24 protein-coding genes and 2 tRNA genes are annotated in these 21099 nt (G+C 30.7%); 20 read left to right on the forward strand and 6 right to left on the reverse strand.

All coding sequences use genetic code 11. From position 1 onward, the window contains the following. Positions 1–117: 117 nt before the first annotated feature. Positions 118–1710: a DEAD/DEAH box helicase gene (locus ABNT22_RS10310; RefSeq protein WP_412766892.1), complete on the reverse strand. Its 1593-nt coding sequence runs from the start codon at positions 1708–1710 to the stop codon at positions 118–120. Between the two features lie 28 nt (positions 1711–1738). Beyond that, positions 1739–2134 carry a bacillithiol system redox-active protein YtxJ gene (ytxJ, locus tag ABNT22_RS10315; RefSeq protein ID WP_348716936.1) on the reverse strand — a complete coding sequence of 132 codons (396 nt, stop codon included), beginning with the start codon at positions 2132–2134 and terminating at the stop codon, positions 1739–1741. A 164-nt stretch (positions 2135–2298) separates the two neighbouring features. On the opposite strand from ytxJ, the gene clpB reads away from it, so the two are divergent. From clpB to ABNT22_RS10335, 4 genes are all read left to right on the forward strand, one after another. After that, complete coding sequence (gene clpB / locus ABNT22_RS10320) at positions 2299–4902, forward strand: ATP-dependent chaperone ClpB (protein ID WP_348717614.1); 2604 nt, start codon at positions 2299–2301, stop codon at positions 4900–4902. 105 nt (positions 4903–5007) lie between these two features. Then, the gene (locus ABNT22_RS10325) at positions 5008–5577 is read left to right on the forward strand and encodes a DUF4956 domain-containing protein (RefSeq protein ID WP_348716934.1); all 570 of its coding nucleotides are present in this window, start codon (positions 5008–5010) and stop codon (positions 5575–5577) included. After that, positions 5567–7471, forward strand: coding sequence for a PEP/pyruvate-binding domain-containing protein (locus tag ABNT22_RS10330; protein WP_348716932.1), 1905 nt, complete (start codon positions 5567–5569; stop codon positions 7469–7471). The genes ABNT22_RS10325 and ABNT22_RS10330 overlap by 11 nt, the downstream gene beginning before the upstream one ends. 3 nt (positions 7472–7474) lie before the next feature. Beyond that, a complete protein-coding gene (locus ABNT22_RS10335) occupies positions 7475–7972 on the forward strand; it encodes a phosphoglycerate mutase family protein (protein ID WP_348716930.1) in 498 nt (165 codons plus the stop codon). Between the two features lie 3 nt (positions 7973–7975). Here ABNT22_RS10335 and ABNT22_RS10340 read toward each other — a convergent pair whose 3' ends face one another. Both ABNT22_RS10340 and ABNT22_RS10345 read right to left on the reverse strand, forming a co-directional pair. Beyond that, positions 7976–8701 (reverse strand): DUF6503 family protein, encoded by a 726-nt coding sequence (locus ABNT22_RS10340; RefSeq protein ID WP_348716928.1) that lies wholly within the window; start codon positions 8699–8701, stop codon positions 7976–7978. A gap of 117 nt (positions 8702–8818) precedes the next feature. Continuing rightward, positions 8819–9454 (reverse strand): OmpW/AlkL family protein, encoded by a 636-nt coding sequence (locus tag ABNT22_RS10345; protein WP_348716926.1) that lies wholly within the window; start codon positions 9452–9454, stop codon positions 8819–8821. Positions 9455–9588: 134 nt separating this feature from the next. Between ABNT22_RS10345 and smpB the strand changes: the two genes are divergently transcribed. The 5 genes from smpB (at position 9589) to ABNT22_RS10370 (ending at position 13285) form a co-directional block, all read left to right on the forward strand. Further along, positions 9589–10047, forward strand: coding sequence for an SsrA-binding protein SmpB (gene smpB, locus ABNT22_RS10350; RefSeq protein WP_348716924.1), 459 nt, complete (start codon positions 9589–9591; stop codon positions 10045–10047). 67 nt (positions 10048–10114) lie between these two features. Then, positions 10115–10948, forward strand: coding sequence for a UbiA family prenyltransferase (locus ABNT22_RS10355; protein WP_348727299.1), 834 nt, complete (start codon positions 10115–10117; stop codon positions 10946–10948). Beyond that, positions 10935–11516 (forward strand): Maf-like protein, encoded by a 582-nt coding sequence (locus tag ABNT22_RS10360; RefSeq protein ID WP_348716920.1) that lies wholly within the window; start codon positions 10935–10937, stop codon positions 11514–11516. Before ABNT22_RS10355 ends, ABNT22_RS10360 begins: the two co-directional genes overlap by 14 nt. Positions 11517–11591: 75 nt before the next feature. Beyond that, positions 11592–12545: a transketolase family protein gene (locus ABNT22_RS10365; RefSeq protein ID WP_348716918.1), complete on the forward strand. Its 954-nt coding sequence runs from the start codon at positions 11592–11594 to the stop codon at positions 12543–12545. Between the two features lie 110 nt (positions 12546–12655). Then, a complete protein-coding gene (locus ABNT22_RS10370; RefSeq protein WP_348716917.1) occupies positions 12656–13285 on the forward strand; it encodes a porin family protein in 630 nt (209 codons plus the stop codon). 55 nt (positions 13286–13340) lie between these two features. Here ABNT22_RS10370 and ABNT22_RS10375 read toward each other — a convergent pair whose 3' ends face one another. Further along, positions 13341–14213 carry an FKBP-type peptidyl-prolyl cis-trans isomerase gene (locus tag ABNT22_RS10375; protein ID WP_348716916.1) on the reverse strand — a complete coding sequence of 291 codons (873 nt, stop codon included), beginning with the start codon at positions 14211–14213 and terminating at the stop codon, positions 13341–13343. A gap of 79 nt (positions 14214–14292) precedes the next feature. Here ABNT22_RS10375 and ABNT22_RS10380 point away from each other — a divergent pair, with 79 nt between their 5' ends. Further along, positions 14293–14667 (forward strand): RNA-binding S4 domain-containing protein, encoded by a 375-nt coding sequence (locus ABNT22_RS10380; RefSeq protein WP_348716914.1) that lies wholly within the window; start codon positions 14293–14295, stop codon positions 14665–14667. Between the two features lie 26 nt (positions 14668–14693). Continuing rightward, positions 14694–15197 carry a phosphoribosyltransferase family protein gene (locus ABNT22_RS10385; RefSeq protein ID WP_348716912.1) on the forward strand — a complete coding sequence of 168 codons (504 nt, stop codon included), beginning with the start codon at positions 14694–14696 and terminating at the stop codon, positions 15195–15197. Here ABNT22_RS10385 and ABNT22_RS10390 read toward each other — a convergent pair. Further along, positions 15189–15707, reverse strand: coding sequence for a shikimate kinase (locus tag ABNT22_RS10390; RefSeq protein WP_348716910.1), 519 nt, complete (start codon positions 15705–15707; stop codon positions 15189–15191). The genes ABNT22_RS10385 and ABNT22_RS10390 overlap by 9 nt on opposite strands. Before the next feature lie 109 nt (positions 15708–15816). Here ABNT22_RS10390 and ABNT22_RS10395 point away from each other — a divergent pair. From ABNT22_RS10395 to ABNT22_RS10435, 9 genes are all read left to right on the forward strand, one after another. Next, positions 15817–15892, forward strand: a tRNA-Lys gene (locus ABNT22_RS10395). Between the two features lie 36 nt (positions 15893–15928). After that, positions 15929–16012, forward strand: a tRNA-Leu gene (locus tag ABNT22_RS10400). Between the two features lie 129 nt (positions 16013–16141). Beyond that, on the forward strand, positions 16142–16738 hold the full coding sequence (locus ABNT22_RS10405) for a hypothetical protein (protein WP_348716908.1): 597 nt from the start codon (positions 16142–16144) through the stop codon (positions 16736–16738). A gap of 106 nt (positions 16739–16844) precedes the next feature. Continuing rightward, on the forward strand, positions 16845–17444 hold the full coding sequence (locus ABNT22_RS10410; RefSeq protein WP_348716906.1) for an SMI1/KNR4 family protein: 600 nt from the start codon (positions 16845–16847) through the stop codon (positions 17442–17444). A gap of 99 nt (positions 17445–17543) precedes the next feature. Beyond that, entirely contained in the window at positions 17544–18458 is a 915-nt protein-coding gene (locus ABNT22_RS10415; RefSeq protein ID WP_348716904.1) for an alpha/beta hydrolase, read from the forward strand. Between the two features lie 189 nt (positions 18459–18647). Continuing rightward, a complete protein-coding gene (locus ABNT22_RS10420) occupies positions 18648–19070 on the forward strand; it encodes an AraC family transcriptional regulator (protein ID WP_348716902.1) in 423 nt (140 codons plus the stop codon). A gap of 11 nt (positions 19071–19081) precedes the next feature. Further along, positions 19082–19477 (forward strand): VOC family protein, encoded by a 396-nt coding sequence (locus ABNT22_RS10425; protein ID WP_348716900.1) that lies wholly within the window; start codon positions 19082–19084, stop codon positions 19475–19477. Between the two features lie 5 nt (positions 19478–19482). Next, complete coding sequence (locus tag ABNT22_RS10430) at positions 19483–20007, forward strand: carboxypeptidase-like regulatory domain-containing protein (protein WP_348716898.1); 525 nt, start codon at positions 19483–19485, stop codon at positions 20005–20007. A 228-nt stretch (positions 20008–20235) separates the two neighbouring features. Then, positions 20236–21027 carry a carboxypeptidase-like regulatory domain-containing protein gene (locus ABNT22_RS10435; RefSeq protein WP_348716896.1) on the forward strand — a complete coding sequence of 264 codons (792 nt, stop codon included), beginning with the start codon at positions 20236–20238 and terminating at the stop codon, positions 21025–21027. Positions 21028–21099: the final 72 nt, after the last annotated feature.

Consider the following 21099-nt stretch of genomic DNA (forward strand, 5'->3'; position numbering starts at 1 on the left):
TATTCTAGTCTCTTTATTGTATTTTATAGTTGTTAATCATGACGATACCCCTATAGTTTTGTTACAAAAAAAAATCCACTTCAAACGAAATGGATTTTTATAATTTATACTAGTATTTTATTCTTCTTCAGGTGGTGGATGTCCGTGAATTTGCTCATAAACTTCATCAAAGTTGTTACGTAAATACGCATTTAACTTCTTTCTATAATCATCACGTAACCAATCAATAAAATTGTGTGTACTCTTAGAAATACATTTTGAATAACGGTGAATTCTATCATCAATATCTCCACCTAATAATTTCGCTAAAATCAACGCATCAAAAACATCTTCACTATTTTCAATACACATCTTTGCATGATGCTCAATTGACTTTTCTAATACACGCTTTGAAGATTCTCCTCCTTGTATAGTATCTCTATATACTTTTTTAACATCGAAATACAAGTCTTTAGAATTCGCAAACTCCGCTTTTACATCTGCAGGAAGCTCATATTTAAAGCTACTTTCTATTTCCTCATCAGTTAATAAGTTATCTAAGTAGAAACCAGGAGCTCTAAACATCTTTTGCCAGTCTAAATCTGCTCCCCAAGGTCCAAAACGATGGAAATTGTTCCCTAAATCAATAACATTAAAAGTTCTCTTGTTTTCTAAAATACGAGAACCACGTCCTATCATCTGATAGTATAAGGTTAATGATTTGGTTGCTCTGTTTAAGATAATTGATTCAACCGTTGGCTCATCAAATCCGGTGGTTAAAATACTTACTGAGGTTAAAATAGCATTCGGTGTCTCTTTAAACCATTTTAAGATAGCTGCACGCTCTTTTTTTGAATTTGTGTTGTCTAAGTGTGCAATTGGGTATCCGGCTCTTCTAAACGTATCGTATACGTATAATGAAGTATTAATACCATTGTTAAAAATTAAGGTTTTGGTTCCTTTAGCTCTTTCTTCATATGCTTTTACAAGCTTTCCTAACATATCGGTATTCGTATATAAATCTTCAGAAGATTTAACCGTATAATCTCCGTTAGCTCCTACTTCTAAAGAAGTCAATCCAACGTTATAAGAAAATACTTCCGACTTAGCCAAATACGTCTTTTCAATTAAAGAAGAAATTGATTCACCAACAATCAATTGATCATAGTTTTGATTCATTGGCAACTTAATATTTGAACTTAAAGGAGTTGCCGTAACTCCTAAAATAAACGATTTATCAAAGTATTTAAATAGCTTTGTAAACGAGTTATAGTGCGCCTCATCAATAATAACCAATCCAACATCAGAAATGTCTAACATATCGTCATTCAAACGGTTATTTAACGTTTCTACCATAGCTACAAAACAATCGTAATTCCCTTGGTCGTCTAAACTAGCTTTACTATCAATTATTTTGTTTTCTACATTAAATTCTCCTAGCATTCTAGCCGTTTGTTTACATAACTCAATACGGTGAGTCATGATCAACACTTTCTTTTGATAGTGCTTTAAAAACTGACGTGCTATTTCAGAAAATATAACTGTTTTCCCTCCTCCTGTAGGGAGCTGGTACAACAAATGATAATTTTGGGGAGCGTCTTCAAAAGCCTTAAAAATCTTGTGAAGAGCCTCCTTCTGATAATCATATAATTGTTTCCCTACTTTCTTATTTACGGTAGTGTTTTCGCTCAATGTATACTTAGTTTTTGAAGCGTACAAAAATACGAGCATTGATTAGAAAATCGAAGAAAAACCTGATTTATTTTACAAATCTTTCCATTGGAATCTCCGTAATCCCATAATGTGAAGCATGCGCTACGGCCTTTCCATTTTTAATTATCAGCAACTGAGGTGATTGATGTAAAACCTGAAACTTATACCCTACTTCATCAGAAATTTGGCGATAATTCAATAAGTCTAAATAGTATACTTTTATCTCATTCATGTCTTCTGTAAAAGACTCCTGAAAACGATTAATTACCATTCTACTAATCCCACATCTAGTGGAATGTTTAAATATAGCAATCGGTTCTTTTTTAGATTGTGCAACTATTTGATCTAACTGTTGCAAAGAGCTTAGAGGAATCCAATTTACATGATACTTTTTTTCCTCTTTCTTTTCTTTATTATTTTTAAATATGTTAAATAATCCCATGTATAAAATCTTTTTAGTGTGGTCGAATCAAATTCATAAAACTTTCACGGTCAAAACGTCAGTAAAAACAAGGTTTTAAACGACAAAATGTCTGCTATTTTAAAAATCTCATGATTGGTATCGAATTTGACTCTTCAATTACCGATAGTGAAAAAGGCAATATTATGAATTTTAACAATTATACAATAAAATCTCAAGAGACTATACAACAAGCACAACAATTAGCGCAGAGTTATAGTCATAATCAACTGGAAAATGAACATATATTCAAAGCTATTTCTATAGTAGATGAAAATGTGTTACCATTTATATTAAAAAAGCTGAATATTAACCTAGATATTATTCAGCAAATTGTAGACAAACAATTAGAAAGTTTTTCTAAAGTATCTGGAGCAGATTTAATGCTTTCTCGTGAAGGAGGAAAAACGCTGAATGAAGCTGCAATCATTGCTAAAAAGATGAATGATGAATATGTTTCTATTGAGCATTTAATTTTAGCCATTGTAAAGTCTAAAAGTGGTATTGGTCAGGCATTACGTGATCAAGGAGCAACAGAAAAGCTAGTAACAGCAGCTGTTGAAGAATTACGTAAAGGTGGTCGTGTTACCTCTCAAAGTGCCGAAGAAACCTACAATTCTTTAAACAAGTATGCAAAAAACTTAAATCAGTTAGCACAAGACGGAAAATTAGACCCTGTTATTGGGCGCGATGAAGAAATAAGACGTCTGCTACAAATTCTTTCACGTAGAACGAAAAATAATCCAATTTTAGTAGGAGAACCTGGTACAGGTAAAACCGCAATTGCTGAAGGATTGGCGCATCGAATTATTCGAGGCGATGTTCCTGAAAACCTTAAGGATAAAGTTATTTATTCTTTGGATATGGGAGCGTTAATTGCCGGTGCAAAATATAAAGGAGAATTTGAAGAACGTTTAAAATCGGTCGTAAAAGAAGTAACCACTTCAGAAGGTGATATCGTATTATTTATAGATGAAATTCACACTTTAGTAGGTGCTGGAGGCGGACAAGGAGCCATGGATGCTGCTAATATTTTAAAACCAGCTTTAGCTCGTGGAGAGCTAAGAGCTATTGGAGCCACTACCCTGGACGAATATCAAAAGTATTTTGAAAAAGACAAAGCTTTAGAACGTCGTTTTCAGAAAGTTTTGGTAGATGAGCCTGATACAGAAAGTGCTATTTCCATATTACGTGGTATCAAAGACAAATACGAAACACATCATAAAGTACGTATCAAAGACGAAGCTATTATTGGTGCTGTAGAGTTATCGCAACGTTATATTACCGATCGTTTCTTACCAGATAAAGCTATTGATTTAATGGACGAAGCAGCTTCTAAATTACGTATGGAGATCAATTCAAAACCAGAAGAATTGGATGTGTTAGATCGTAAAATAATGCAATTAGAAATTGAAATAGAAGCAATTAAACGTGAAAACGATGAAACAAAGTTAAAATCGTTGAATGCTGACCTAGCCAATTTAAAAGAAGAACGAAATGAAATCAATGCCAAATGGCAATCAGAAAAAAGTGTGGTGGATGCCATTCAACAACTAAAAACTGATATTGAAAACTTTAAATTAGAGGCTGAAAAAGCAGAAAGGCAAGGAGAATATGGTAAAGTGGCGGAATTACGCTATGGTAAAATTAAAGAAGCACAAGAACAATTAGAAGAAAAGCAAAAAGAACTAGCTTCTCAAAGTGAAAATGCATTGATCAAAGAAGAAGTTACCTATGATGATATTGCAGAAGTGGTAGCAAAATGGACAGGTATTCCAGTTACTAAAATGCTACAATCTGAACGTGAGAAATTATTAAACTTAGAAGATGAATTACACAAACGTGTTGTTGGACAAGAAGAGGGAATTGAGGCTGTATCTGATGCTGTAAGACGTTCAAGAGCTGGATTACAAAATCCTAACAAACCTATTGGTTCTTTCTTATTCTTAGGAACTACAGGAGTTGGTAAAACAGAATTGGCCAAAGCCCTAGCATCTTATTTATTTGATGATGAAAATGCCATGACTCGTATTGATATGAGTGAATATCAAGAACGCCATTCTGTGAGTAGATTGGTTGGAGCACCTCCAGGATACGTTGGATACGATGAAGGTGGACAATTGACGGAAGCAGTTCGTAGAAAACCATATTCTGTAGTGTTATTAGACGAAATCGAAAAAGCACATCCAGATACATTTAACATCTTGTTACAAGTATTAGATGAAGGAAGATTGACCGATAATAAAGGACGTGTAGCTGATTTTAAAAACACCATCATAATTATGACTTCAAATATGGGAAGTCATATTATACAAGAGAAGTTTGAAAACTTTAAAGGAGATATTCATACTTCTATGGAAGTAGCTAAAGGAGAAGTTTTAAGTTTGTTAAAACAAACAGTTAGACCTGAGTTTTTAAACAGAATTGATGATATTATTATGTTTACACCGCTTACAGAAGCGAATATAAAAGACATTGTAAAAATTCAATTAAATAGTATTAAAAAAATGGTGGCACAACAGAATATTACCTTAGATGCTACAGAGCAAGCTATAAAATATTTAGCTAAAAAAGGATACCAACCAGAATTTGGTGCAAGACCTGTAAAAAGAGTAATTCAAAAGGAAGTATTAAATCAACTTTCAAAGGAAATCTTAGCAGGTAAAATAACGACAGACAGTATTATTCTATTGGATGAGTTTGATGATACTCTAGTATTTAGAAATCCAACAAATTCAGAAGAAGAATAGTTTTTCATAATGGTTAGTTTGGAAGAAGCAAGATGTAAACTTTACATCTTGCTTTTTTGCTTTTGGCAAAGAATGTTCATAAATTAGTAGCAAACAGCTAACTAAATGATTGAATTTATATCAAAACTACTGTTCAACCTACTAATTACTTTGTTCATTGTACGATTTATTTATTATAAATCTACAAAAGACAATGCCTATTTTTTTACATATTTAGTTATTGGGCAAGTCGTATTTTTATTGTGTTATTTACTTAAAAACATTGAACTTGAACTTGGGTTTGTGTTAGGACTTTTTGCTATTTTCGGAATTATTAGATACCGAACCAATTCTATTAATATTAAGGAAATGACCTACCTTTTTTCAATTATTGGTTTGGCCATGATAAATTCTTTAAGTGGTACAAACTTTTATATTGAATTAATAGCTTCAAATATTATTATTTTAGTACTTATTTGGTGTTTGGAGTATTACTTAGGAAAATATAAAAAATACAGTGCTACCCTAGTAACACTAACGAATTTAGAAGAATTGAGTTTGACCAATAGAACAAAATTGATGGATGAATTGGAGGGAAAGTTAAATATGAAAATTGAAAAAATAAATGTTAAAAAAATCAATTACTTAACCGACTCTGTCGAAATACTGATTTATCATGTAAATAATGAAAACTAAAGCGCTCATATTATGCTTATTACTGTTTCTTTTAGAATCTGTTGCTCAGAATTATAAAACTGAACTATCCAATTCAGATGATTTTATTTTACTAGCACACAAACCTTTATCTAACAAATATGGCTTCGTAAAATCACTTAAAATTTTATATGATTTAAAGACCAAAAAACTATACTATACCAATAGTAAACGTTTTAAATACCATTTTGAATTCGTTATTAATTATTTAGAACTAGATGAAAGCTTAGATAATTTTAATAAGCATAACTACGCAGCAACTCATAAAAAGAAACGTTTTTTACTAGCAAATATCAACTTTTATGAAAGTTTAGACACCTATACGCTAGAACTCTCTCCTGCGGATCGTATGACGCTAAAAGACATTCGGTTTTTATATGATTTAGTAAAAAAGAGCTCGTATTTTAAAGAATTAAAGTTCTTTTTAAACACCGAGAGACTTATTGAGCAGAAATCAACCATTGCATTACCTACAATAGAAGCGGGTGCTATTTATAAAAATCAGCAATACCAAGCTATTTCCACTGAGAAATCTTATGGAAGACTTCGTTTTATTGATATGGATAGTTTAAATTCAGCTAAAATTCAACGAACTGATATTATTATAGTTAACAAACCTGTTTTGAATTTACCCATTGTAAATGGCGTGATTACTACCAGAATGCAAACTCCATTAAGTCATATTTCTGTATTGGGTATCAATCGAAAAATCCCTGTAGCTACTTATAAAAATGCTTATAAAACAGCATATATCAAAAACTTGAATGAGCAATACGTGTCTTTTGAAGTAGCACTCGACACTTTTTATCTAAAACCCATTTCTAAAGAGAAGTTTGAACGAAAAACAAAACGTAGAAAAAATAAAATAAAAACCTTAAAGCTTGACTTAACAACTAATACATTGATTTCGGGAACTAATCTACATCATAAACGTATTCAAACTGTAGGTGGCAAAGCTGCCAATTTTGGCGAATTATTTAAAATTGCTCAATCTTCTAATTTTAAAGTTCCTGAATGTTCCTTTGCAATTCCTTTTTACTTCTACAATCAACATATTAAAACACATAAAATAGAACCACTGATTGCTAAAACAATAAACAACTATGCACTACAAAAAAATGATAGTTTGTTAAAGATAGGCTTAAAAAAAATAAGAAATCAGATTAAGAACACTCCCATAGATTCCTCGTTAATTAATCAAGTTCATGAATACCTGAATAACAGCAAATGTCCTTATGATAGGATTCGGTTCAGAAGTTCTACAAACGCAGAAGATATTGTTGGTTTTAGTGGTGCTGGTTTATACACTTCTAAAACAGGAATTCGAAATGATTCAAAAAAGAATTTTGAAAAAGCCATCAAAACAGTATGGGCTAGTTTATGGAAAAAACGTGCCTTTTTAGAAAGAGATTTGTACAATATCAATCAAAACTCAATTGCAATGGGTGTTTTAGCTCATCGCTCTTTTCCTAATGAATATGCTAATGGTGTAGCTATTACAAAAAATTTATATCGTAAGAACTTTTACGGAAATGTAATTAACTTACAATTAGGAGAAGAGCCCGTGGTTAATCCAAAACCCAACATAGTAAGCGAACAAATTATATGTTATGAAGGCGCTGAAGTAGATTTATACAAAGACAAAAAAGTAATTGAGGTTATTAGTTATTCTAGCCTAAACAACAATCAATTAATCTTGTCTCAAAAGGAAATTTTAAATTTATCTCAACAATTGTACAAACTAAAAAGACACTTTCATAAAAAAGTTTATAAAAGACGAAAAAGCTTTCTTAATTTTGGCTTGGACGTTGAGTTTAAAATTGATGGTCCAAACAAAGATTTATACATTAAACAAGCCCGTTATTTTAACGATTAACCTATGAGATATTTTAAGCTATTTATAATACTATTTGCTATCAATGCGTGTACACCGGAGAAATTAGAAACCACTACCTATTACTTGATTCGCCATGCTGAAAAAGATAGAACTAACAAAGAGAATAAGAATCCTGACTTAAATACTAAGGGCTTAGAAAGAGCAGAAAATTGGGCAAAAGTGTTTCAAAACATTGATTTTGATATGGTATATAGTACCAATTACAACCGCACAAAACAAACAGCTTCACCTACTGCTAAAAGTAAGAATTTAGAAGTAGAAATGTACGATCCAAGAAACATGTATTCTGACGACTTTCAAAAAGATACAAAAGGAAAAACGGTATTAATTGTTGGACATAGCAATACCACTCCTCAATTTGTAAATAAGATTTTAGAAGAAGAAAAATATACCGATATAAACGATCTTAACAATGCTAACTTATATATGGTAACTATTATAAATGATATTAAAAACAGTAGTTTACTAAAGATTGATTAATAATTAATTTACTTTAATATCTTCTAAAACAATTTCAGATACCTTTTGTAATGCTCCAGCTTCATATAAGGCATCAATACTAAAAAAATCAATGTCTTTGGTTGTCGGTTTGTAGTTATTATAATCAACTAAACGGATACCTTTTACTGTATGCTCTTTTAAAACATCTCTAAAGCGTACTCCTCCTCCATTGGTATGATATTTATAGGCCATATAATCTAACGTAAAGCTGTCTTTTGCAAACCAATAAATAAAGACATCGTCAAAATCATCACCTCCACCTTCTTCTGAAAACGTAACTTGAATTTTAAAATACTCTTTTCCTTTTATAGTTACAGGTGCTAAAAGTTTCTTTTGAACTGCGCTATCATTTAAACCTAATGGTAAAATTGAAAAATAATGTACCGAATTTACAGCGTTCCCAAACCTACCTTTGTCCTTTTCAGAAAGTGAAACTAAACTGTCATTTACAAATCGTTCAAAACCATTATTAGACAACACATCTTTAATGTGTACTGAATCTTTTTGGTATTCTTTGGTAAAAGTAAATATACCTTTATTTCTGACTGCTTTATATGCTTTGTTTCTAAAGTTAAAAGCTAAAGTAGCTTCATTTAAAACATCTAGTTTAGCTGCTTTAATAGAATGATCTACTACTTCTTGAGCAGTGTACTCTTTGGTACAAGATTGTAAAATTAAAGCAATAACTACAAGGACTGTATAACGCATATTTGAAAATTTAAAGCTCAAAATTACAAGAATATTTTATCCTTTCTATTTAAAGTTTCGTTAATAAAAAAAAGGATAGTTAAAAACTACCCTTTTAAATTTTATATTGTTTGTCTATTAGAATCGCATTCCAATACCAAAACCAATTAATAACGGATTGATATCTACTTCTGCAGGTACAGTTGCTATTCCAGCATTTACAGTTACATCGGTACTTAATCCAACATACTTTGCGTCTAAATTTAAAAACCAGGTATCATCTAAATCGTAATCAAAACCAACTTGAAAAGCATATCCAAATGAGTTTTTATAGTCTACATCAACAACCGCTCCTGGATCAGCATTATAAAAAATAGTATAGTTACCCCCTGCTCCAACGTATGGTCTAAAATTATTGAAATTAAAGTGATATTGAATCGTAAGTGTTGGTGGTAATAACCAAACATGACCTAAATCTACATCACCTAAGGCTGTCTTTACAGCGTTTACATCATGTTTCGATGTTCCTAAAATTAATTCTGCTGCGATATTTTCTGTAAAGAAATAAGTAAAATCTAATTCTGGAATCATTGATTTACTAATCTCAACATCTCCTCCTATTGTACCAATAGTAGCGGACTCATTAGGAAGTACGGTTACCCATCTAAATCTTGCTTGCCATTTTTTAAAATCATCATTTTTTGAAGTCTCTTGCGCATTTATAGAGCTAAAAAATAACATCCCTAAAACAACACTTAATACAATTTTTCTCATAATCTTATAATTTATAACTTGTTTAATGTTAGCGCAAAATTATTGCCTAAGATTGCTTTAAAAGATGACTAAAATCATAGTTTATTATTTATTATAAATAAGCTTAACAATTATATTTATCTTTGCTTTTACTTATGCAAAAAAATATCAATATACAAAATAAGAAAGCTCGTTTTGAATACGAGATTTTAGATAAATACACGGCTGGAATTCAGTTAACTGGTACCGAAATAAAATCTATTCGTCAAAGTAAAGCTAGAATTACTGAAAGCTTCTGTGAGTTTAATGATAAAGGCGAACTTTTTGTCGTGAATATGTATATTGAAGAATATGCTTTTGGTCATCATTACAACCATAAACCTAAAAGCGAACGTAGGTTATTACTCAATAAAAGAGAACTTAAAAAATTAGCTCGAGAAGTTGAAGCTAAAGGAAATACGATAGTACCTTTACGACTTTTTATCAATGAAAATGGTTGGGCTAAATTAGATATTGCTTTAGCAAAAGGTAAAAAGACGCACGATAAAAGAGAAAGTATAAAAGATAGAGATAATAAAAGAGATTTAGCTAGATTGAAGAAAAGTTTTAACTAATATGTTAACTCACTTTTTAAATATAATTAAGTGGAAAAACTTGCTACATATTACTGTAGTACAGTTTATGTTGAAATACTGCTTTTTATATGGCTACAATTTTGAAACGAAATTAAGCTTCGTAGACCTTATTTTACTATCTATAACTACAACAAGTATATTAGCTTCCGGTTATTTATACAGCTACTATATTGATAACAAGAAAAGATACATGGAAATATTTTCTAAAGATCATGCAGTAAATATTGCAATGATATTTGGAATTGTAGGCGTCTTTTTAGGCACCTATCTCTCTTTTTTTGTTGGAAAACCTTATTACAGTTTTATTTTTATTATTGCCTTGTTTGCACTAATCAGTTACTATAAAACTGTTCGAACCAAAACCTTCTTTTCTAATATTGTTAATAGCTTCATTCGTATTTTTTCGGCTTTACTAGTTTGGTGGTTCGATTATCCAGTAAGTTTAGACTCTCTTCAACTCGATTTATTTTTTCAAGTAGAAGTGATTGCTATGTCCTTTATTGCATACTCATTCTTTGCCAATATAATTCGTGGTATTTTATATAATATCAAATATATTGATAAAGACCATCAAAAAAAGCAACAAACACTACCTGTATTATTAGGAAGAAAAAGAGCAAAAAATATTGCCAATGCTATTTTGATTGGGTTACTTATTCTTACTGTAGTTATTTTGGTATTATTTATAAAAGATAAATTCATTAAAGCCATCATATTCATAACGGTAATTGTTCCACAATTATGGCTTATTTATCATTTATCCAGTGTAGATACACCAAAACAATATGAATCATTGTTTAAGAAGAGTAATATAGCCTATTATTTCACTTTTTTAAGTGTTCCCTTATTTACGTATTATTTTAAGTATGTTATCCAATAAACTATCTAAGTACAACATTATTTTAGCCTCAGGTTCTCCTAGAAGGCAGCAATTTTTTAAAGATTTAAATCTAGACTTTGAAATTCGATTAAAAGAAGTAGATGAGGTTTACCCTGAGCATTTAAAAGCAAAAGAAATCACCGATTATTTAGCCGATTTAAAGTCAAGAGCTTTTGACAATGAATTAACCGAACAAGATTTATTAATCACCTCAGACACCATTGTTTGGTTTGAAAATAAGGCATTAGGAAAGCCTAAAACCTATGAAGATGCATTTAAAATGCTAAAAAGTATGGCTGGTAAAAAGCATGAGGTAATTACTTCTATTTCTATAAAAAGTAAAAACTTTCAGCAAATTGTAAATGACACCACTACAGTTTTCTTTAAAGAATTGACCGATGATGAGATTCATTATTATATAGAAAACTATCGTCCTTATGACAAAGCTGGCGCCTATGGAATACAGGAATGGATTGGAAAAATTGGGATTTCAAAAATAGAAGGAAGCTATTTTAATGTGGTTGGATTACCTACCCATCAATTATATAAAGAATTGATGAAATTATAAGTGCCCTCCTAAAATAATATTCTTATTTTTGGGGCTTACAAAACACAACATAACAGCGTAAGAAAATTAATTTCAATGAAAAAATATACCTATACAGAAAAAAAGGATACTAGATCTGGTTTTGGTGATGGTTTAACTGAATTAGGAAAATCTAATTCAAATGTAGTTGCATTATGTGCAGATTTAACAGGCTCGTTAAAAATGGGAGACTTTGCAAAGAACCACCCAGAGCGTTTCTTTCAAGTAGGAATTGCTGAAGCAAATATGATGGGAATTGCAGCTGGTATGACCATTGGAGGAAAAATTCCTTTTACAGGTACATTTGCAAACTTTTCTACAGGAAGAGTATATGATCAAATCCGTCAATCAATTGCATATTCTGATAAGAATGTAAAGATTTGTGCTTCACATGCTGGATTAACTTTAGGTGAAGATGGAGCTACACACCAAATTTTAGAAGATATTGGTTTAATGAAAATGTTACCTGGAATGACTGTAATTAATACATGTGATTACAATCAAACTAAAGCAGCTACTATCGCTTTAGCAGAACATGAAGGTCCAGTATATTTACGTTTTGGTCGTCCTAAAGTACCTGTATTTATGCCAGAGGATCAAAAGTTTGAAATTGGTAAAGCAATTGTGTTAACTGAAGGAACTGATGTTACTATTGTAGCTACTGGACATTTAGTTTGGGAGGCTTTACAGGCTGCTGAGCAATTAGAAGCAAAAGGAATTTCTGCAGAAGTAATTAACATTCACACTATTAAACCTTTAGACGAAGAAGCTATTTTAAAATCTGTTGCTAAAACGGGTTGTGTAGTTACTGCTGAAGAACATAATAAATATGGTGGATTAGGAGAAAGCGTTGCACGTTGTTTAGCGGTAAACAATCCTACACCTCAAGAATTTGTTGCAGTGAACGATAGTTTTGGTGAATCAGCTACTCCGGCACAATTAATGGAGAAGTATGGTTTAAATGATGCTGCCATTGTAAAAGCCGCAGAAAAAGTGATTACTCGAAAGTAAACTTTTATATAAAATAATATTAAAAACATCATTATGTACATAATGATGTTTTTTTTGTCCAACATTTTAAGAAAAAAAACGTTTAACATTAAAATACTAAAATAAAAATTATGAGAAAATTTGTTCTTTTATTATTATTTCTGGGTGCGTCCCAAGTTGCCTTTAGCCAAATTCATTTCGGAATAAAAGGTGGTATTAACTATAATTCTGACACATTTGTAGAAGTGAAAGATGATGTTTTATCTGGAGCTAAAAGTAAAGCGGGTTTTCATGGTGGATTTTGGCTTAGGGCTAAAATACCTGCTATTGGATTATACATTCGTCCAGAACTTATTTACACCAAACTAAGTTCAGAAACCACCTATAAACAAAGTAACGGAGCGCCGACACCTGTTTTTCAAAACAAATCAGTCACCTATGATTTACAAAAGATTGATATTCCTGTTTTAATAGGAAAGAAATTTTTGAAAATAGCTCATGTCTTTGCTGGACCTTCTTTTCAATATATCTTAAGTTCAGATTTTAACCTTAGTGATTTAAGTGAAGTAAAATCAGATGGTTTCTCATTAGGACTGCAATTAGGAGCTGGAATTGAACTAGGCAAGCTAGGACTTGATGTGCGTTGGGAAAGAGCTTTAAATGATACAGAAACAAGTTTTGTGAATAACAATGTTTCTCAAAACGTAAATTTCGATACCCGTGTAAATCAAATTATCATTGGGCTTTCATATCGATTCTAATTAAAATACATAGTAAAAAAAAAGACCGAAGCTTAAAACTTCGGTCTTTCTATTTTTATCGTGTATCTCTATCTAAGTAATTCGGAACTCCATCTCCATCTGTATCATCATTTCTAGGATCTCCATCTTTGTTCGTGTCTTCATCCTTTGTCAATTTACCATCTCCATCATCATCAGAATCTAAGTAATTAGCCACTCTATCTCCATCTGTATCATCATTTCTAGGATCACCATCTTGATCTGGATCTTCATAAATTGAAGGAACTAAATCGTTGTCATGATCCGTATCTTCAACAATATCATGTAAATTAAAATAGAAAATTAAATTAGCGTTGGCAGGTACTCCCCCACCACTACCTAAATTTCTATAGGCTAATCCAGAAGGCATAAATAAAATTCCCTTTCCATCATTTGCAAAAGTCAACGGACCTCCTGTAGTAGTTACATTCTCTCCTCCTTTGAATTCAACAAAACCTTGTCTCCAACCTTCTATTACTCCAGCCAATGTAAACCAAATATGCTTATTACTATCAAAAGTATTTCCAATAGTTGTAGCATTAGAAATTAACTTTCCTCCATACGTTACTAAAATAGAATCCATTTTTGTTGGATTTCCTTTCACCGGATTTGGAGTACCTTCTCTGTTTACATAGTAATATAATTTATAATCTACATCATTAAATGAAACATCTTTAGTAACCAATTTCGAATCGTCGAATAACGAAGTTTGTCCACTATCAATTAACTTCACAGAATCCTTTACTGCATCATAGTAATGATTCTTTAAAAACTTAACTAATGAATCATTATCTTTTACTGCTTGCCCTGCATGGTCAAAGTTAGTAATTGTAGTTCCACTATCACTACCACAAGCATATAATACAGTACCAATTATAGCTACTAATAAAATGTGTCTAAATTTTATCATTTATTTTTTGAATTTTGACGCGCAATTTACCATTTTTATACCTTTGTAAAAAGAGAAACGACAAAATTTAACTTTTCTTATGAGAATTGATAAGTACCTTTGGTGCATCAGACTTTTTAAAACCAGGAGTTTAGCTACAGATGCCTGTAAAAAAGGACATGTTAAAATTGATGGAACAAATCTAAAACCTTCGAAAGAAATTTATGGAAATGAGGAAATTATTGTTCGAAAAAATCAGATTAACTACAAAATAAGGGTACTAGACATTCCACCAAATCGTGTTGGTGCCAAATTGGTTGATCTTTATAGAAAAGATATAACACCGAAGGAAGAGTTTGAAAAAACAGCGCTTTTAAAGTACTCTAAAGACTATTATCGTAAAAAAGGTACTGGTAGACCTACCAAAAAAGATAGAAGAGATATAGATGACTATTATGACGCTTCTGAAGAATAGAATTAAAACAATCTAAATTTTTATAAATGATTACTGAAGAAAATATTATTTTAAATAACCTTCAAATAGAACAAAAAATAAAGCGTATTGCTTATCAAATTTATGAAAGCAATAGTGACGAACACGAGATTGTTTTAGCAGGAATAAAAGAGAAAGGAATTCAACTTGCAGTTAAGATTGGAAAAGTGCTAGAAACTATTTCTGAGATTAAAGTTATTCTTTGTGAAGTAACAATAGATAAGAAAAACCCAATAGGTTCTGTTGCTACATCAATACCGGCTACTGCCTATGAAAACAAAGCTTTAGTACTTATAGATGATGTACTTCATTCTGGAACAACATTAATCTATGGAGTGAAACATTTCCTAGAAGTACCTTTAAAAAGGTTTAAAACAGCTGTTTTAGTCAATAGAAATCATAAAAAATACCCTATTAAAGCAGACTTTAAAGGGATATCATTGTCAACATCTATTAAAGAGCATGTTGTGGTTAAATTTGAAGAAAATAAAACTACCGCTTATTTAACTTAATAAGCGGTCTACTTCTTCTACCAATATCTCTACTTCTTTATCGTCTCCATTTACAATTATATTGGCCTGATTATAGTAATAACCACGTTCAAACAAATGCTTGGCTATAAACTCCATGATATCATTATCTTCTAAATCGGCTACCAATGGGCGTTCAGACTTTTCTTTTGTTAGCCTATTGAATAGTGTTGTTATTTTTAATTTTAAATATATTGATAGCGTATTTGCACTTTCTAACAACACATTCATATTATTAGCATAACAAGGAGTTCCTCCTCCTAAGGCTAACACAAAGTCTTCTTCTAATTGTAATAATTCCTTTAAATACAGGTTTTCTTGTTTTCTAAAATAAATTTCTCCTTTAGATTTAAATATTTCGGTAACCGACATTGCTTCTTTTTCTTCAATATACGCATCAAGATCAATAAAATTTAAACCTCTTTTTTCTGCAAACAACCTACCAATGGTTGATTTACCGCTAGCCATGTATCCTAAAAAAATAAACTTCATATTGTAAATTAAGGTTTTACAAATATTATAAAAAAAAAGCATAAAAAAGTTTTTGAGAAATAAAAAACCGTTGTATATTTGCAACCGCTTTCACAAATAAGCAAACAATGACCGGGTAGCTCAGTTGGTAGAGCATCTCCCTTTTAAGGAGAGGGTCCTGGGTTCGAGCCCCAGCCCGGTCACCAAAAGTTAAGCAATCACGCTTAACTTTTTTTGTTTAAGCACGTATGGCGGAATTGGTAGACGCGCAGGCTTGAGGGGCTTGTGTTCGTAAGAACGTGTGGGTTCGACTCCCACTATGTGCACAGAAAAAACACTTATAGATGATCATCTGTAAGTGTTTTTTTACTTTTCTCTTTTTGCTTGTAAAGATTATTACTCTCTTATTGAATCATATCAAAGCAATTAATTATTTTCGTTGTTACTTAAAAAAAATGAAGTTAGAACAAGAAAATAGAGGCGAGAAAAAAGTTTTTTTAATTCAAAAAACGAGTTTAAAAATTACGGAACAAAGTTCTTTAGGTTATAGAAGTAGAAATATTCCCTTTGAGAATATAACCAATGAATTTGTCTCGTTAAAATTTAACCCGATACACTACTTAATTATATTTGTTTTATTTGTTCTTTTGGTTTTTTCCTTTTTAGTTTTAAAGTTGTATGCTATTGAAAGTTTAGAGAAAATTTATGGAACCTTAATAGTATTTTTAATTGGTGGTGCATTTGGTATATTTAATTACAAAATAGCTTCAACTGTACTAAAATGTATAGATTATGAAGGGATTGAGTTTTATAAAGATTACCCTTCAAAAAAAGAAATGGAAGAGTTTATAAATGAGCTATTTCAACGAAGAAACAAATACTTAAAAAGTAAATTCAATAGTGTAAACCCGAATTTGAACTATGAATACCAATATATCATGTTTCATCACTTACATACACTTGAGGTAATTGATTTCAAAAAACTTACCGAATTAACAAATGAATTAAATCAAGTTTTCACTAATAGATTTATCCCTTTTAGTGAGAATTAACTTTGTTTAAACATTAAAAAATAACTCAGACTGTTTTAATCTTTGCTTTTGTTTAAGATATATTCTTAAGTCAAAAATATGTTCAAAAAAATAACTGCTTTACAATATGAAAGAAAAACAAATAGAAAAATTGACAAACACCCCTCAAGATTTTAAAGCTTTAAAAACGGCTAGTGAAAAATTTTGGTCAAATATAGAACTAGAAGAAGTTTATGGTTATCAAATACAATCGGGGTCTAAATGGAAAGAAGGATTAAATGAAGAGGATTTAGAAATATTTCAGAAAGAATTAGATATTGAATTTCCTGAATCGTTAAAAACATTTTATCGAACCATGAATGGTTTGGACAAACCAGGGATCAATATTCTTGCAGAAGAGGAAGAGTGTAAATTTGGTACAACTTTCTATTCTTTTCCAGACGATTTACAGGAAATGAAAAGATATATTAAATGGGTACATAAAGAAAATAACTCTGCTAATTATGATAAAGGAAAAGTTCCTTCTATTATACCTTATTACAGTCATAGGTTTTTAATTATTGATAAGTACGAACAAGTCCTCTCAATGTATGGAGACGATATAATCCTTTGGAGTGATAATTTAATTCAAGGAATTGCGCAAGATATTTTTGATGTTAACTATAGAAAAATGAAAACTATCGAGTTAAAACCAATTGATTTTTGGAAAGATAAAGTACTCACCTAATGATTAAATTATTCATAATGTCCTCCATTTGTAACATTATTTTCGATGGTATCATTATTTTAGCTACTTAAATTAATTGCAATAACTTAGAAATTGGAAATGACAAATTTTAAATTAAAAATAGCAGTCCTAGTCTTTTTATTCTTATCCTTAGGTCTATTTGCACAAATTACGCACCAAACTCCATTAGGAGCTAAAACTATAAGTCACAAAATCTATTCTAAAAACAAAAAAGAATATGTTTTAAATATTACTTTTCCTAGAAACTATGATGCCAAGAAAAACTATAAATCTCTTTATTACTTAGATGCCTTTTGGCTTAAGGATTTAACTTTAGGTTCTTACACTATACTTGAATTATGCGATTATGTTGAAGATGTAGTTTTTGTTGGAATCTCCTTGAATGGTTCTCAAGAAGATTGGCACAAACAAAGAGACTTGGACTTTACCCCTTCTCCTTTTAGAAATCTTGGCCTTCTTCAAAAACTAAAAAACAAGCATACAGAAAATAACATTGAAATATCCGTCAAAACGGGTAAAGGCAATCAATTAAATAAAAACAATACTGGTGGAGCCAATGTTTTTGTCAACATTTTAGAGAATGATATTATTCAATATATAGAAAAGAAATACCCAAATCTTAATAAAAGTCGCGGCTTACTTGGACATTCCTTTGGAGGACTTTTCGGATTTTATGTACTGCAAAATCGACCTGACTTGTTTCAGGATTTATTATTAATATCTGGATCTTTATCATGGAATTCATCGGAATTAGTAAATAATGCAAAATTCACCAAACTAAAAACTAGTAAAAATAATATCCAACTTTATCATAGTTACGGTACGAATGAAGTCAAAGGTATAAGAATCGCAAATGATCAAATTAAGGAACTCATTACGTCCTTACAACTAGAAAACTTAAAATATAAGTTTGATCCTATTCCAAATACCAATCATCATTCGGTCTTATCAAGAGCTATATATGATGGACTATTGTATTTATATAAAAAGTAACTAGACTTTTTTTACCAAGACCACATTAATAATAGCTTAAATTACTTCTGCAGTTTATTTGGTAAACAACAGGGAGTTTTCCCTTTTTATTGGAGGTATTTTATTTAGTAATAGTGAGAAGTGATGTTTTATGGAAAACCTTTAGTTCTAAGAAATAATGTTGTAACTTTATGGATAAGGTATATATGAATGACTAGTTATCAGGAAAAAATAATTCAAATAAAAAATAATTGCTATTCGAACAATAAGCAAATCAAAGCAATTATTGAAACCAAAAGGTTTATTGACTCGAACTATGATAAAAAAGTAAGCCTAACATTATTATCCCATGTTCGTTTTACTTCTAAATATCATTTATTACGACTTTTCAAGAGGTATTACGGACAAACACCACGACAATATTTAATTGACAAACGTATAGAGAAATCTAAAGAATACTTAAGAAAAGGCATGAGTGTTACAGAAACCTGCTTCTCTGTTGGATTTGAAAGTTTAGGATCATTCAGTAAATTATTTAAAACTAAAACCGGAAATACACCTAGTAATTATCAAAAACAGCAATTTTCGAGAAGCATAATAGCTTCTAAGTTGAGAACTTTGCCCAATAAATAAACGCATTTACAATGAAAGTAACACTTATTAGTATTCCTGTTCTAGACCAACAAAAAGCATTAGAGTTTTATACTAAAAAATTAGATTTTCTAATAAAAAAAGATGCTCCTTTAGATGGAGGAAATAGATGGATCACATTGGTTTCTCCCGAATGGCAAGACGGACCAGAATTATTATTAGAACCTGCTCCTCTACACTTTGAACCTTCAAAGGTTTATCAAAATGCTTTAATGGAAGCAGGGATTCCATATACACAATTTGAAGTAGAAGATGTTGAAGCTGAATATGAAAAATTGGTTAAACGAGATGTCGAATTTAGTTTAAAACCGACACAAATGGGAACGGTTAAATTTGCCGTTTTTAATGATACTTGTGGCAATAATATTCAAATTGTAGAGAACCTTTAGTACTTATGAAATTCAGCTATCCAATTTTAGTAATAGTGATGTTAAGTATTTTTTTAAGCTGTACTCGCAAGGTGTATCATTGCGGAATGGCATCATACTCATACAAAGGAAAGGATGAATATTTTCTTTTGAAATCTGACACATTACCTTCTTTAAATTTTATTAGTAAAATTTTGATTTTAAAAAGACTAAAACCATCCAATTCTAACTTAACATCTATTACAGGAAAAGTTTTTGATAATTCAATAGATGAAAATGATACCTTGACCCTACCTTTTGCCAACGTGGTCGCTAAAAACCAAGTAACTGATTCAATTATTGGAACCATAACCAATGAGGAAGGAATGTTTGAATTAAACCTACCCCCTTCCAAATATAATTTAGAAATTGAGTTTATTGGTTTTAATACGTTAATTATAAAAAACGTAAAAATTTCAAAAGGTAACCATATGTATTTATCTTCAATTTTGGGCTCTGGAAGAGGTACATCTTTGTATGATTTAAACTATAATCAAAACTTTTTTAAATAAAACTGGATAAAATTAGTAAGTATCAAAAATAATTACTATATTACAACTAATTAGGAGACGTCCTAATTTTCTTTTTCATAGCAATTTTCCCACTCAATTTGTTGAGTGGGTTTTTTCTTTCTATCTACTTCTCTTTTTTTATAAAATAAACGGAACAATATTTGTTTATTATGGTAATATTCACAGAATATTAACGACTATCATTATAAATATACTTATTATTGCATCATGCAAAAAAAACTATTCTTATTAGTAGCCATTCTTTGGAGCATCTCCTTTCAAGCTCAAGAAACATTGAAAGGTCAAGTTGTTCATTCAGAGACTAAAAAACCGTTAAGTGCAGCACACATTTTAAACCTAAATACAGTAGTTGGTACCATTACCAATGAAAAAGGTTTATTTGAGCTTACGGCAAAAGCTAATGATACAGTTTTAGTATCTTTCTTAGGGTTTTCTTCTATTAAACTTAAAATTACGAATGATTTATTAAAAGGAAATGAGGTAATTATTTCTTTGGCTGAAAAACCAGAAGAAGTAAAAGAAGTAGTTATTCGTTCTACAAAATTAATTGGAGTATTGGAAGTAGATGTAAAACAAGTTCCTAAAGATCGTTTCTCTAGAATTCATATAAATGGATTACCACAAACATATGAAGTAGGAAGACCTCAAAAGATAGTTTCTCCTCTGTCAAAAATTTTGAACCCCGTTGATTTAGTATATAACCTCTTCGGAAAAAAGCCCGGACAACTTAAAAAGCTTAAAAAGCTTAAAAAAGAAGACGATTTACGAAAAATGTTGGCAGGTAAATTTGATAGAGAGGTAATGATGGAGTATCTAGAAATGGACCGAGCCGAATTAAATAAACTTTTGGGAGATTGTAATTACTCAGAGTACTTTATAAAGAAAGCCAGCGATTTACAACTTATAGAAGCAGTACTAAACTGCTACGAAAGTTATAAAGCAGTAAAAAAAGGAAAAATCGAACGAAATAGAATTCCTGAAAAGACTAAATTAGAGTAGCAAAATATTGCTACTTTTTTTATGCTTTTTCTCATCAGAATAAACTAAATTTACGCCTTTAAAAACAACAAC

The sequence above is a fragment of the Tenacibaculum sp. 190130A14a genome, from assembly GCF_964048965.1.
GTDB classification, from domain to species: Bacteria; Bacteroidota; Bacteroidia; order Flavobacteriales; family Flavobacteriaceae; genus Polaribacter; species Polaribacter polynesiense.